The sequence below is a fragment of the Clostridium estertheticum subsp. estertheticum genome (assembly GCF_001877035.1).
GTDB classification, from domain to species: domain Bacteria; phylum Bacillota; class Clostridia; order Clostridiales; family Clostridiaceae; genus Clostridium_AD; species Clostridium_AD estertheticum.
In genome coordinates this window covers 4,374,868-4,387,464 of record NZ_CP015756.1, presented here as the reverse complement: position 1 = coordinate 4,387,464, position 12,597 = coordinate 4,374,868, and the positions used below count along the sequence as shown (strand labels likewise).

At 30.4% G+C, this 12,597-nt stretch carries 14 protein-coding genes; 11 read left to right on the top strand and 3 right to left on the bottom strand.

The window, feature by feature from the left end:
- Nucleotides 1–124: 124 nt before the first annotated feature.
- Nucleotides 125–676, top strand: a complete 552-nt coding sequence (locus tag A7L45_RS20385; protein WP_207647750.1) for a cytidylate kinase family protein — start codon at nucleotides 125–127, stop codon at nucleotides 674–676.
- A gap of 37 nt (nucleotides 677–713) precedes the next feature.
- Here A7L45_RS20385 and A7L45_RS20380 read toward each other — a convergent pair whose 3' ends face one another.
- Nucleotides 714–1,169, bottom strand: a complete 456-nt coding sequence (locus A7L45_RS20380; RefSeq protein WP_151553531.1) for a DUF441 domain-containing protein — start codon at nucleotides 1,167–1,169, stop codon at nucleotides 714–716.
- 352 nt (nucleotides 1,170–1,521) lie between these two features.
- Here A7L45_RS20380 and A7L45_RS20375 point away from each other — a divergent pair, with 352 nt between their 5' ends.
- Both A7L45_RS20375 and A7L45_RS20370 read left to right on the top strand, forming a co-directional pair.
- Nucleotides 1,522–2,649 (top strand): ABC transporter ATP-binding protein, encoded by a 1,128-nt coding sequence (locus A7L45_RS20375; RefSeq protein ID WP_071614479.1) that lies wholly within the window; start codon nucleotides 1,522–1,524, stop codon nucleotides 2,647–2,649.
- On the top strand, nucleotides 2,649–4,241 hold the full coding sequence (locus tag A7L45_RS20370) for an ABC transporter permease/substrate-binding protein (RefSeq protein ID WP_084647529.1): 1,593 nt from the start codon (nucleotides 2,649–2,651) through the stop codon (nucleotides 4,239–4,241). Before A7L45_RS20375 ends, A7L45_RS20370 begins: the two co-directional genes overlap by 1 nt.
- 78 nt (nucleotides 4,242–4,319) lie before the next feature.
- Here the strand turns inward: A7L45_RS20370 and A7L45_RS20365 are convergent, their stop codons facing one another.
- Nucleotides 4,320–4,652 carry a winged helix-turn-helix transcriptional regulator gene (locus A7L45_RS20365; protein ID WP_071614478.1) on the bottom strand — a complete coding sequence of 111 codons (333 nt, stop codon included), beginning with the start codon at nucleotides 4,650–4,652 and terminating at the stop codon, nucleotides 4,320–4,322.
- A 290-nt stretch (nucleotides 4,653–4,942) separates the two neighbouring features.
- On the opposite strand from A7L45_RS20365, the gene A7L45_RS20360 reads away from it, so the two are divergent.
- Together A7L45_RS20360 and yidA are read left to right on the top strand one after the other, a co-directional pair.
- Complete coding sequence (locus tag A7L45_RS20360) at nucleotides 4,943–5,578, top strand: flavodoxin family protein (protein WP_071614477.1); 636 nt, start codon at nucleotides 4,943–4,945, stop codon at nucleotides 5,576–5,578.
- A 375-nt stretch (nucleotides 5,579–5,953) separates the two neighbouring features.
- Nucleotides 5,954–6,778 (top strand): sugar-phosphatase, encoded by an 825-nt coding sequence (gene yidA, locus A7L45_RS20355; protein WP_071614476.1) that lies wholly within the window; start codon nucleotides 5,954–5,956, stop codon nucleotides 6,776–6,778.
- 107 nt (nucleotides 6,779–6,885) lie between these two features.
- Here the strand turns inward: yidA and A7L45_RS23400 are convergent, their stop codons facing one another.
- Nucleotides 6,886–7,053: a hypothetical protein gene (locus A7L45_RS23400; RefSeq protein WP_169829623.1), complete on the bottom strand. Its 168-nt coding sequence runs from the start codon at nucleotides 7,051–7,053 to the stop codon at nucleotides 6,886–6,888.
- A gap of 244 nt (nucleotides 7,054–7,297) precedes the next feature.
- Here A7L45_RS23400 and A7L45_RS20350 point away from each other — a divergent pair, with 244 nt between their 5' ends.
- The 6 genes from A7L45_RS20350 (at nucleotide 7,298) to alr (ending at nucleotide 12,561) form a co-directional block, all read left to right on the top strand.
- Nucleotides 7,298–8,188 (top strand): N-acetylmuramoyl-L-alanine amidase family protein, encoded by an 891-nt coding sequence (locus A7L45_RS20350; protein ID WP_224616851.1) that lies wholly within the window; start codon nucleotides 7,298–7,300, stop codon nucleotides 8,186–8,188.
- A 496-nt stretch (nucleotides 8,189–8,684) separates the two neighbouring features.
- Complete coding sequence (locus A7L45_RS20345) at nucleotides 8,685–9,272, top strand: hypothetical protein (protein WP_071614475.1); 588 nt, start codon at nucleotides 8,685–8,687, stop codon at nucleotides 9,270–9,272.
- 368 nt (nucleotides 9,273–9,640) lie between these two features.
- Nucleotides 9,641–9,994 (top strand): DUF6514 family protein, encoded by a 354-nt coding sequence (locus A7L45_RS20340; protein WP_071614474.1) that lies wholly within the window; start codon nucleotides 9,641–9,643, stop codon nucleotides 9,992–9,994.
- A gap of 213 nt (nucleotides 9,995–10,207) precedes the next feature.
- Complete coding sequence (gene acpS, locus A7L45_RS20335; RefSeq protein WP_071614473.1) at nucleotides 10,208–10,630, top strand: holo-ACP synthase; 423 nt, start codon at nucleotides 10,208–10,210, stop codon at nucleotides 10,628–10,630.
- 118 nt (nucleotides 10,631–10,748) lie between these two features.
- Nucleotides 10,749–11,363 carry a germination lipoprotein GerS-related protein gene (locus tag A7L45_RS20330; RefSeq protein ID WP_071614472.1) on the top strand — a complete coding sequence of 205 codons (615 nt, stop codon included), beginning with the start codon at nucleotides 10,749–10,751 and terminating at the stop codon, nucleotides 11,361–11,363.
- 37 nt (nucleotides 11,364–11,400) lie between these two features.
- Nucleotides 11,401–12,561 carry an alanine racemase gene (alr, locus tag A7L45_RS20325; RefSeq protein WP_071614471.1) on the top strand — a complete coding sequence of 387 codons (1,161 nt, stop codon included), beginning with the start codon at nucleotides 11,401–11,403 and terminating at the stop codon, nucleotides 12,559–12,561.
- Nucleotides 12,562–12,597 lie beyond the last annotated feature (36 nt).

Genomic DNA, 12,597 nt, shown 5'->3' with positions numbered 1-12,597 from the left:
TTCTGATTTGTTCTTAAAAATATAGTAATTGTGGTAATATATAAGAATGAGAACAAGGAGAGGGATAGAGCTAGTTCCTCTGGTGATGTAAAGTTTTTAATATTTCTTAAGTATAGGAGATGATGTGAAATTGAAAATAACTATAACAGGGGATTTATATTCGGGAAAGAGCAGTGTTGCTAAGGGTGTATGTGAGGTAATGGATTATACCTATTTTAGTGTGGGTGAATTACAAAGAAGGCTTGCGGTAGAAAAAGGTATGTCTATTATGGAATACAATGATTATGTGTTCCAAAACAATTTAGATCATGAGGTTGACAATAGGACCATGGCAATTGGCATAGAGAATGAAAACTTTATTTTTGATGCCAGACTTGCTTGGTATTTCATACCAAACTCTTTTAAGATTTATTTCAAAGTGGATATAGATATTGCAGTAGAACGTGCTATGGAAAGCAATCGAGGAGAGTGTGAAAATTATACTTGTGTGCAAGAGGCCAAAGAGAGGATAATTGGAAGAAGAAGACTCGAGGTAACAAGGTTTAATGAAATATATAACATTGATATAGATAATGATAGTAACTATGATTTAGTTATTGATACTTCTCACATGACTATGAAAGCCGTAATTGAAAAAACTATAGAGAAGTTACGAGAATGTAGTGATAAAAAGTAATACGCGTATTTAAATAAATACACGTATTGCTTTTTATTCATTTATGAATAGTTTTCAAAAATACCGCAAGTATTCCAGATGTAATAAGTGGACCTACGGGTACTCCACCTAAAAATGATGCAGCTGCAACTGCTCCGACTATCATGGCAGGCATTATATCACTATGACCCTGAACAGTAAGATAGTTTAAACCTTGTCCGCTTAAATATGTTGTTAAAAAAGAAAGAACTAAAGCTGTTATGCCTATCCAGGATGTAAATACACTTTTTATGTTTACGAATGTTATGGTACCGTTAGCTATAGGTATCATAATGGCAGCTATAAGAAGTATTAGTCCCCATGTCATTCCGCTCTTTTGAAGAGGTGGATACACATATTTGTCCAATCCTAAAAGTTTTGCCATAAGTAAAATACATGTTGCAATGGCGACCGAATTTGCTTTGCCAAATATGGCAGCGGCAAGAATCAACAATAAAATAATAGTTGGATTCAAAGAAATCATCTCCTGAAATATATTTATTTCAATATTAAGATAAATTAAACATTCATAATATACTATTCATTTTCTGCTATATTAATTCTATAATATTTTTTTAAATGAAAGAAGGTTTTCCAAAACACAAACCGACCATGAAAATGCCATATAGCCAATAAACGCACTAATACGTAGCATATGAACCGTTTTTATGTATATATCGACTGTACCCTAATATTGATAGAACTGCCACATCTATTCACAGTTTATGGAGTTTTCCAAACAGACACGCCTATGATATCATATAAGTTGTTAGTTCTAATTGGTGTAAATTAGCTAATGATGCATTATTATATTGAGGAGAGGTTATATGTTAGAGTTTAGGAATTTAAGGAAGGTTTTTAAGAATAAAACCGTAATTAACGACATTAGTTTTACTGTAAATAAGGGAGAATTTGTAGTTATAGTAGGACAGAGTGGTTGCGGTAAAACCACAACCTTAAAAATGATTAATAAATTAATTTTACCGACATCAGGAAGTATAAACTTAGATGGTAAAAATATATTTAAGGAGGATACCATTAAGCTTAGACGGAATATGGGATATGTCATACAACAAACAGGACTTTTGCCACATATGACTGTAGGTGAAAATATTGGAATAATACCAATGCTTGAGAAATGGCCAGAAGAAAAGATACTTGCAAGGACAAATGAACTCTTAGAAATGGTTGGAATGAAGCCAGAAGAGTATATAAACAGATATCCATGTGAGTTAAGTGGAGGTCAGCAACAAAGAATCGGAGTTGCAAGAGCTTGGGCAACAAATCCGGATGTAATTCTTATGGATGAGCCTTTTAGCGCACTAGACCCAATTACCAGAAATCAGCTTCAAGATGAGTTGTTTAATCTTCAACAGGAATCTAAAAAAACAATAGTTTTTGTAACTCATGATATGGATGAAGCACTTAAGCTTGGTGATAGAATATGTATTATGAAGGATGGAAATATTGTTCAGTATGATACTCCAGAAGAAATTCTAAATAATCCTGCTAATGATTTTGTTAAAGAATTTATAGGGAAAAATAGAATATGGCAGCAACCAGGATTTATAAGAGCTAAAGATATTATGATTACGGAGCCAATTACAACTAGTGGAAATAGAACAGTAGTACAAGCTTTAGAAATTATGAAGGCAAACAAAGTAGACAGTTTGTTAATTATTAATAAACAAGATAAGCTAGAAGGAATTGTTACAATAAAAGATATTATAAGAAATTACACAGGTTCTCTAAGGGTAAATACTATTATGGGCACAGAAATTAAAACTGTTAATCTAGAGGACTCTTTAGTAGATATATTAAATCTAATGAATGAACTTAAAATCGGATATGTGCCAGTTGTAGATGATGGTTCAAAATTAGTTGGGCTAATTACTGAGAGTAGTTTGTTAATTGTTTTAAGCAATCAGTATATTAACCAGGAGGATGAGGAGTAATGGGAATAATACATTCAATAGTTGGTTTTAAAGATTTTATATTTCAAACACATGGGCAGATAATAGATTTAACACTTCAGCATATCGAATTAACAGTATTTGCTGTGCTTATAGCTATAATTATTGGAATTCCTTTAGGTATATTAATATCTAGAGTTAAGAAGTTAGCGGGACCAGTTATAGGTTTTGCTAATCTAATACAAGCAGTACCTAGTTTAGCATTACTCGGGTTTCTAATACCAGTAATGGGAATAGGTAGTGCACCGGCGATACTAATGGTGTTTTTATATTCATTACTTCCTATTATAAAAAACACATATACTGGACTTATGAATATAAATCCAGATGTAATTGAGTCATCTAAGGGTATGGGAATGACGAGTAAACAAATACTTAAGCTAGTTCAATTACCACTTGCATTTCCTATAATTATGACAGGAATAAGAATATCAGCAGTTACAGCTGTTGGGCTTATGACGATTGCAGCATTTGTAGGTGCAGGTGGACTTGGATACATGGTATTCTCAGGTGTACAAACTGTAGATAACAATATGATTCTAGCCGGAGCGATTCCTGCATGTTTACTCGCACTGTTAATGGATGCTATTGTAGCGAAAATCGAAGAAGGGGTTACACCTCCAGGAATTAGAAAAGCAGATGGTACAATTAAACTGTCTAGGAAAAAAAGATATAAATTTAACAAAATACAAAAAATTATAGCTAGTTGTTTAGTAGTTGTGTTAGTAGGTAGTGGCATATTTATGGCCACAAGAAAAACCGACACAATTGTTGTAGGGTGTTACAACAGTTCAGAACAAATTATATTAGGTAATATATTAGCAACGCTAATAGAAAAAAACACAAAAATTAAAGTAGAAAAAAAGTTAAATTTAGGCGGTTCGGGGTTGGCATATACAGCGTTAAAAACTGGTAAAATAGATATGTATCCTGAATATACTGGAATGAGTTTGGTTGGTATTATGAAGAAAGCACCAATTAATGATCCGGCTAAAGCATATAAAGTGGTAAGTGATTATTATCTTAAAAACTATGGTATAATTTGGCTCAAACCTTTTGGATTTAACGATACTTATACATTATCAGTAAGACAAGACACAGCAAAGAAATATAAATTAGAGACTATTTCAGACATTGCAAAGGTGGGAGACGAGCTTAAACTAGGTGCTACATTAGAATTTTGTAATAGAGCAGATGGGTATTCAGGAATAAGTAAAGTATATAATTTTAAATTTAAGGAATTTAATTCAATTGATGGAGGACTAAGGTATACAGCTATAGGGAATAAAAAAGTAGATGTTATAGATGCTTTTACGACAGAAGGATTATTAAAGTCATATAAACTTAAGGTTTTAAAAGATGATAAACATTTCTTCCCGAATTATGATTGTGTACCAATAGTTAATAGTAAAACCCTTCAGAAATATCCACAAATTAAGCCTTTAATTAACAAATTAAGTGGAAAAATTACTGAGGAAAAAATGATAGAATTAAATTATAAGGTTGATAAACAAGCACAAGCTCCAGCAAAAGTTGCAGAAGACTTCCTTAGAGAAAATAAGTTGATTAAGTAGTTTTAGTTTATGGAATGCATAATTAAAATGGTCCGTTTCTACAGTTTATGTAGGGAGGGGCTATTTTAATATTAAGAATTACTTCAACAAGTGCGAATAATGGCTAATAGACCAATTTTCAATTTCTTTAATAATTTTAGTTAGCGCGTTTCCTCTATCGGTAAGGTAATATTCAACTTTGGGTGGAATTTCTGCATAGATTTTCTTACCAACTAATTCATCATTTATTAATTCCTTAAGGTTTTCATTTAATACCTTTTGACTTATACCTATAGTTATTCTTTGAAGTTCTAAAAATCTTTTAGGTTCATCATATAAATGACATAACAAAACTGACTTCCACTTGCCTCGGATAAAATCCATTGCATAATCTAATAAACATATATATTCTTTACCTTTACAGTATATCATTAGGGTACCTACCTTTAATTATTTATATATTTAGGGGCTTTTGGTAAACCCATAACATATTAGCTTTAATTATATAGGAGCAAATTAATATAAGCAAACTTATACATAATGTTAAATAGGTATAGATATTTATAAGAATCTTACCTAAAGTGTAAGAATCTTACCTAAAGTGTAAGAATCTTACCTAAAGGTAAGGTAACTAACTAAATAGTGCGTACTAGCAAGTTAAATAGGGAAGCATTATAATGAACACAGGTTTTAAATAAATGAAGATTATATGGAGGTATATTATGAAAGTACTTGCTTTTAACGGGAGTCCTAATAAAAATGGAAATACATATGAGGCTATAAAAGCTGTAGCTACAGAACTTAAAAAAGAGAATATAGAGGTAGAAATTATTCATGTAGGAAATAAAGAGATACGTGGATGTTTAGCCTGTGGCGGATGTAGTAGAAACATGAATGAAAAGTGTGTTATTAAGAATGATGAGGTTAATGAATGGATTCAAAAAATGAAAGAGGCTGACGGAATTATTTTAGGCTCACCTGTACATTACAGCGCAATAGCTGGAACTATGAAATCATTTTTAGATCGTGCATTTCTTGTAACATCTACAAATGGAGGCATGCTTAGACATAAAGTAGGAGCTAGTGTTGTCGCAGTAAGGCGTGCAGGTGGTATTCCAACATTTGATCAATTAAATAATTATATTAATTACTCAGAAATGGCAATGCCTACATCAAATTATTGGAATGTAGTTTTTGGTACTGCACCAGGCGACGCAACTCAAGATGAAGAGGGAATGCAGATTATGAGAGTCCTCGGAAAAAATATGTCATGGCTTTTAAAACTTGTAGATGCTGGTAAAGACAAAGTAGAAGAACCTAAAGTTGAAGACAAGGTATTTATGAATTTTATAAGATAGCGACTAAAATTAGTCAATAATTTGTTCCACAGGCATTTAGCATAGTAAGAAAGTATAGGATTTGTCCGTAATTATTTGCAAACAGAAATGAAGAAAAGATTAGAATTTCTTAATTAAATTTCTAATTTAGAGCTCTGTTTGAAAATCATTACGGATGTTTTTATACTTTTTTGTATTATGCAACTCTGAGGCTTGAGGTAATTGGTATTGTATCTGATTTTCTAATAATTAAAGGATTGTTTTCTATTGCATGTCTCAAATTTTCTCAAACTATTTCAGCCTTTTTAAAGTTTATAAAATATGTAATCCATTACTTATAAAATTTTATGATATACTATGTTTAGTTTAAGAAAAGTTGTTACGTGGGGGTAAAAAATGTATAAATTAATAGCAATAGACATGGATGGAACCTTATTAAATAGCGAAAAGAAAATTTCACCAGCTAATTTTAATGCAATACAACAAGCAAAAGATATTGGAGTTAAGGTTGTACTGGCATCAGGAAGGCCTCTAATTGGGTTTAAAAGATATCTAGAAGAACTTAATTTAGTTTCAGAGGATAATTATGCAGTAGCATTTAATGGAGCACTTGTCCAGAACTGTGAAGGTAATGAGATAATATCTAAAACAACATTAACTCTTGAGGATTATAAATATATATATAGTTTAAGCAAAAAGCTAAATGTTAATATACATGCATTAACGGAAGATTCAGTAATTTCTCCCAAAGATACGACATTCACTAGGCACGAAGCAGAAATGAATCATATTCCTAATGATATAATTGCTGTAGACGATGTACCTGCAAGTACTACTATAGTTAAGGTTATGTTTGTAGACAAGCCAGAAGTTATAGAAGAGGTAATGGGAAAAATTCCAGAAGAAGTAAGTGATAAATATACAGTAGTTAGAAGTGCAGCTTTCTACTTAGAATTTCTCCCTAAATCAGTTAATAAAGGTGCAGGAGTAGCAGCACTTGCTGAAAAATTAAATATTAAACAAGAAGAAGTTATATGCATAGGGGACGCAGGAAATGATATCCATATGATTAAATATGCTGGACTTGGAGTTGCTATGGGAAATGCATATCCAGAGGTTAAAAGAGTTGCTAATTTTATTACTAAGACTAATGATCAAGATGGTGTAGCATTTATTATTAACAAATTCATTTTGAATCCACCAGAAGAGTTTGCGGTATAATACTATAAAAATAAAGCAAGCAAATTCCTTAGGAATTTGCTTGCTTTATTTTTATAGTAAATTTTAATAACAAAAATAAAATGATAGTTAAATTATCTCCTGGGTCGTTAAACAAAGTCGTTTGTTTTCTCACTGTTGTTTGGATGTTTGACTATAACCTCATTTGATTTTTCAAAGGAAGTTATATATGAATGCTTTTGAAGCATTTCTAATTCATTAGCTTTTTCAACTTTATAACGATCGTAATTATAGTACATATTGTTATTGTGAGCCATTAAAAGCCCTCCTTTTTTTATATATTTACTTTTATTATTTTAGACTTTTTATTTTCTTTAATACTATGAGATACTTGGTATTTAATATATAAAACATAATTAAGACAATAAATTGTATTAATTAGTGCTTAGTGGTAAATATTTTTATAAGATTTAAAAATGATCTGCAAAAATCATATGTGTTAATAAAGAAATGGTACAATAAACATACATTATTTTTATAGAAAGAATCCAGGAGGGTAAAATGATTAAAATTAAAAAAATATTATTAGCTTTTATGTGTCTTGTTATTATAGGTGGAGTATTATATAAAGTAAATTATGTAAAAAAGGAACATGAAAAATCGGTACAAGCCATAAAGACAAATGAGCAAGATAAAAAGTTGAATAAGATTGCTAATGAAAAGTTACTAGCGAAAACAAAAGGAGTAAAAGAAGCAGAGGCAGTGAAAGATGCAAAGGCACTGCTTAAAATTAACAAAGATAAAGAATTTTTAAAAAAGCATAAAGATTTGGCGAAGGTAGTTGTTATAGACCCAGGACATGCAAGCATTACTAGCCTCGAGCAAGAAAAGCAAGCTCCAGGTTCAACTATAATGAAAATAAAGGAGCCAGGTGGAGCTCAAGGAATTAATACAAAAACGCCTGAGTATGTGGTTAATATGGCGGTAGCAGTTAGACTAAAAGTTTTGCTTATTAAAAAAGGATATACTGTAATAATGACAAAGACAGAGAATAAACAAATGCTTGGGAATATTGCAAGGGCTCAGGTCGGAAACGATTCTAAGGCAAATTTAGTTATACGAATTCATGCAGATTCAAATGATAATTCATCTGTTAGTGGAGCGTCAATGCTTGTACCTACAGATACTGAAAATACAGATCCAATATATAAGGTGAGTAAACAATATGGACAAGTAGTTTTTAGAAATCTTATTAATAATGTAGGCATGAATGATAGAGGCGTTGTTGAAAGAGATGATATGACAGGATTTAATTGGTCTAAGGTTCCTGTTATTTTAGTGGAGATGGGTTTCTTATCGAATACTAGTGAAGAAAGGCTTCTTATAACTGAAGCTTACCAAGATAAGTTAGCGAAGGGTTTGGCAGAGGGTATTGATGCGGCGTTAAAGTAATGGTATCCAATTCGCTTACATGCATTGCAACAGAGCTCAAAACATGAAATTCCATTAAGAATTCTAATCTTTTGCGAATGTAAAATCCTCTAACGGCTCACCCTGGTTGTCCTGTGGGTTCGCTAGCCTGACTTCCTGTCAGGCTTACGAGCATTTTGAATTCGCAAAAGAAGAATTTTAAATGGAATTTTAATTGTTTTTTCACTTCTTGTTGCAAGTCACTCCAGAGAAATTTTATACTAGTACATATTCTCGGCAATTTTGTGTATTGACACTCGTCGTCTTACTCGAGTGAGCTAGGGTTATACTAATTTGTGGGTTAGAGTGATATGTTTCTTAGAGTATATAGAGTAGGAAAGTTGGTGTAAAAATTATTAGTATTTATTTTCATGTTATTTGGTATAGTTTATTTCTATTATGCCACACTAAATGTAATACAATTGAGAGTTGTTTATTAATTTATTTTAGTGAAGAGAGAGATGGGAGTATGAGTGATATGGATAATAATGATAAAAAACATTTAAAAAAGATTTATAAAAATTTTTCTGATTTAGTTTGTGTTGTTGCTACAACTGAGCTTGAGTCTTTTATTACTAAGGGTGAATTTACTAGTTTCTTCAATTACAGGATGAAACAAATACTCTCAGAGATTAATGAAAAAAGTGAGATTTTAGATGCTGGTGTTTTTTTTAATACAAAGGGTGAAATAACACTTATTGATGCGGGGGTAGTAGGCAAATTTATAGAGAATAATTATAATTTGAAAATGCTGGAGTATTATAAGAATACTTTTTTAAATAAGATTATTAGGGGAGTGGTTAATGGGTCCGAAAAGTCGAAAGTAGATTTTATTTTAATTTCATATTCAATACTATATGATACGCTGAATGAATTATATAAAACTATTAGCTGTAAGCAAGTGAATAAGATTATATATATAAATCGGTATGCTTTAGAGGATTACAGCAAAGAGGATTGTGCTATGGTCATTGCTACACTATTAATACTAGAAGATTTATGTAGATATATTGGTGTTGATAGACATAAAATGGTGAATGAATTAAAAAATAAAATTTACAAATAATAAAGTTAAATTAAAAAATAAACAAAATAACATGTTAAATTTTTAAACAATATGCTAAATATTTACAAAATAACAATATTTAGCATTGAATTAAGGGCTTTTTAAATAACGATTATATTTTGTTTAAAAATATTCAATTTAATATAAAAAACTTTTAGTTATATTTATTATAATTTCGACAAATAAACCACTGCATATAAATTGTAACCTATTGCTATTCTTTCTTAATCGTGACATTATGGGTGTATTGGGTTGAAGTTGTCATTAAAAAGAGATAATATAATGTAAACGTATTTCACAAAATGACATATTTTTTTTGAAAGTAATGTTACTGTATTCTCATAAGAAAGTATGGGAGGCAAACACATATGGTAATTATAGAGAATTTGTATATAGAAATAACAGATGGTGAAGTGAATTATAATTATGCTTACAGATTGGTAAAAAGTCACATGTCTGTATCAATGTATGGTAAGCTTACTGAAATACAAGCTTATGGTATTGAAATAGAAAGGCAAGATATTATCAATGGTACAGTTGTAAGAATACAAAGAGATTGTGTACAAAATATAAGTCCACAAAGGTATAAAGTTAAAGATCTTTTGAAAATATTATATGATAATACAGTATCACCTATTCATATGATTGACATATTGGGTGAGTATATTGATGAGTATACTAGTGATTTTGATGAAGTGTTAGCAAGTATAGCTTCTTGTTAATAATTTATTTTGACCTAACATATTGATGAGAATATTCCACCTTCAGAGGATGATTATTCTCTTTTTTGTATAATGGAAAATTACAAAAATATAGAGTATAATACTATAAATAGTCATAGTTATAATATAACATTATACCATTCCTATATAATACAATAGCTTACTAAAGCTTTAAATTTGTAAACATAGATTAACAAATGGGAGTTGATAAGAATGATTCTAGGTGTAGGTACGGATATAGTTGAAATCAGACGAATAAAACATGCAATGGAAAGCAACAATAAGTTTTTAGAAAAAATTTTTACAAGTACGGAACTAGAATATCTTAAAAGTAGAAATTTAAGGGCTGAATATGTAGCTGGGAGATTTGCTGCAAAAGAAGCTGTAGCAAAAGCTTTAGGGACAGGCTTTATGGGGTTTGATTTTAAAGACATTGAAGTTGATCGAACAACCCTTGGAAAGCCAGTAGTAATTTTAAAAGGAAAAGCAAAGTTAATAGCTAAAAAAGAAGGTCAATATATTATTCATCTTAGCATATCTCATGGGGAAGAAAGTGCAATTGCTTATGCTATATTAGAAGTTGAAAAGAAAAATGAAGAAGTTGTGGAAATAGCAAAGCTATCTGATCCATTATAATTGATTGTTTTAGTAATAGTATGTAATCATTAGTAATAGTATAAGTAGTAGAGTAAGCTAATAAGGCTTGCAACAATAATAATTGTTGTATCTCTAGAGAAATGCTAGGAGGATTACAATGAAAAAAGTATCGTTATTATTTTTAAGTCTTTTGTTCATTTTAAGTTCGGTGATATTTACTTCTTGTGATAAAACCCCAAAGGATACTAATGATATTACAACCTTTTTAAAAAACATGGATAGCTATACTACAAATATGAACATGGACATAAAGAATGATAAACAGACAATTAACTATAAGGCAAAACAATCATATTTAAAGGGAGGCGGATATAAACTAGAGTTAAACAAAAACAGAGTGTTCATATATAAATCAGATGATAAAATTTATATTAAAGATAAAAATAATGGAAGGTCATATGTACAAAGCAAAAGCTTTGATGAAGTACTTAAACTAAGTTTTATAGGTGAATACATAGGATTATTGTATACTAATGAGGAAATAAAATATGTTACTAAGAATGTTAATAATATTGAATACACAGTAATTAATTTATTTATACCTGGTAATAATAAAAATATTAATAATGCACTTTTATATGTTAATAATAAAAGCATGTTGCCAGAAAAAATGATTATTTACGATAATAGTGGTAAAGAAAAAATTAATATAACATATACTAATTTTATTGCCAATTTAAAGATTGAACCTAAAGAGTTTAATGTTCCATAATATATATTAAATTTTAGTAACAAGCGAGGTGAAGGTAATGTTTAAACATTTAAGACCTGCATGGGCTGAGGTTGATTTAGATAAACTAGCACATAATATGCGTGAGATTAGACGAGTAACGAAAAGTAAAAAAATTATGGCAGTTGTAAAGGCAGATGCTTATGGGCATGGAGCTGTAGATGTAGCTCCAGTACTACTTGAAAATGGTGCAGATAGTTTAGCCGTTGCAATGTTAAGTGAAGCAATGGAACTCAGGCGATCGGGCATAGAATGTCCAATAATGATATTAGGGTTTACACCACCGGAACTTATAGATAATTTGTTGAAGTATAATATTGAACAAACTGTATTTTCATATGAATTTGCAAAACAATTATCAAAGATGGCCCAAGATGAAAATAAAATAGCAAGAATACACATAGCTTTAGACACAGGGATGGGTAGAATAGGTTTTTTACCAAGTGATGAAAGTGTACAAGAAGTATATAAGATAAGTTTATTACCTAACGTAATCATAGAAGGGATTTTTTGTCACTTCTCAACTGCAGATGAAAAAGATAAGACATATACTAATATTCAAGTGAAAAAATTTGATGAGTTTTATCAAAAATTAGAAGCAAAAAAAGTTTACATAAACACAAGACATATTGCCAATAGTGCGGCTATCATAGATTTACCAAAAATCCATTATGAGGCAGTACGACCAGGAATAATAATTTATGGTTATTATCCGTCGGATGAGGTAAATAAGGAAAAACTAGATTTATTACCGGCCATGACTTTAAAAACAAATGTTGTACATATAAAAACGTTGCCACCTGGAGAATGTGTTGGTTACGGAAGAGAATATAAAACAGATAAAGAAAGTGTTATAGCAACACTTCCAATTGGTTATGCTGATGGGTATACACGGCTTTTATTTCAAAAGGCAAAGGTTATTATAAAAGGTAAATTTGCTCCAGTTATAGGGAAAATTTGTATGGATCAGTGTATGATTGATATTACAAGGATCAATGGAGTAAAAGTTGGGGACGAGGTTATACTAATAGGCGAAGATGAAAATAATAAATTTAATGCAGACGTTGTCGGTGGACTAATAGGTACTATTAGTTACGAGATAGTTTGTATGATTGGCAAAAGAGTTCCGAGAGTATACATTAAGGAAGGCGAAGTTGTAAAGATAAAAGAGTATGTATAATAATACTATTTTACATGTAAAATAGTCTATTTTATG

Bases quoted from the DNA above. Each gene is read 5' to 3' on its own strand.
- A7L45_RS20370 (WP_084647529.1), top strand. From the start codon at position 2,649: ATGGGAATAATACATTCAATAGTTGGTTTTAAAGATTTTATATTTCAA.
- A7L45_RS23400 (WP_169829623.1), bottom strand. From the start codon at position 7,053: ATGGCTCACAATAACAATATGTACTATAATTACGATCGTTATAAAGTT.
- A7L45_RS20330 (WP_071614472.1), top strand. From the start codon at position 10,749: ATGAAAAAAGTATCGTTATTATTTTTAAGTCTTTTGTTCATTTTAAGT.
- A7L45_RS20375 (WP_071614479.1), top strand. From the start codon at position 1,522: ATGTTAGAGTTTAGGAATTTAAGGAAGGTTTTTAAGAATAAAACCGTA.
- A7L45_RS20350 (WP_224616851.1), top strand. From the start codon at position 7,298: ATGATTAAAATTAAAAAAATATTATTAGCTTTTATGTGTCTTGTTATT.
- A7L45_RS20365 (WP_071614478.1), bottom strand. From the start codon at position 4,652: ATGATATACTGTAAAGGTAAAGAATATATATGTTTATTAGATTATGCA.
- yidA (WP_071614476.1), top strand. From the start codon at position 5,954: ATGTATAAATTAATAGCAATAGACATGGATGGAACCTTATTAAATAGC.
- A7L45_RS20340 (WP_071614474.1), top strand. From the start codon at position 9,641: ATGGTAATTATAGAGAATTTGTATATAGAAATAACAGATGGTGAAGTG.
- acpS (WP_071614473.1), top strand. From the start codon at position 10,208: ATGATTCTAGGTGTAGGTACGGATATAGTTGAAATCAGACGAATAAAA.
- A7L45_RS20360 (WP_071614477.1), top strand. From the start codon at position 4,943: ATGAAAGTACTTGCTTTTAACGGGAGTCCTAATAAAAATGGAAATACA.
- alr (WP_071614471.1), top strand. From the start codon at position 11,401: ATGTTTAAACATTTAAGACCTGCATGGGCTGAGGTTGATTTAGATAAA.
- A7L45_RS20345 (WP_071614475.1), top strand. From the start codon at position 8,685: ATGGATAATAATGATAAAAAACATTTAAAAAAGATTTATAAAAATTTT.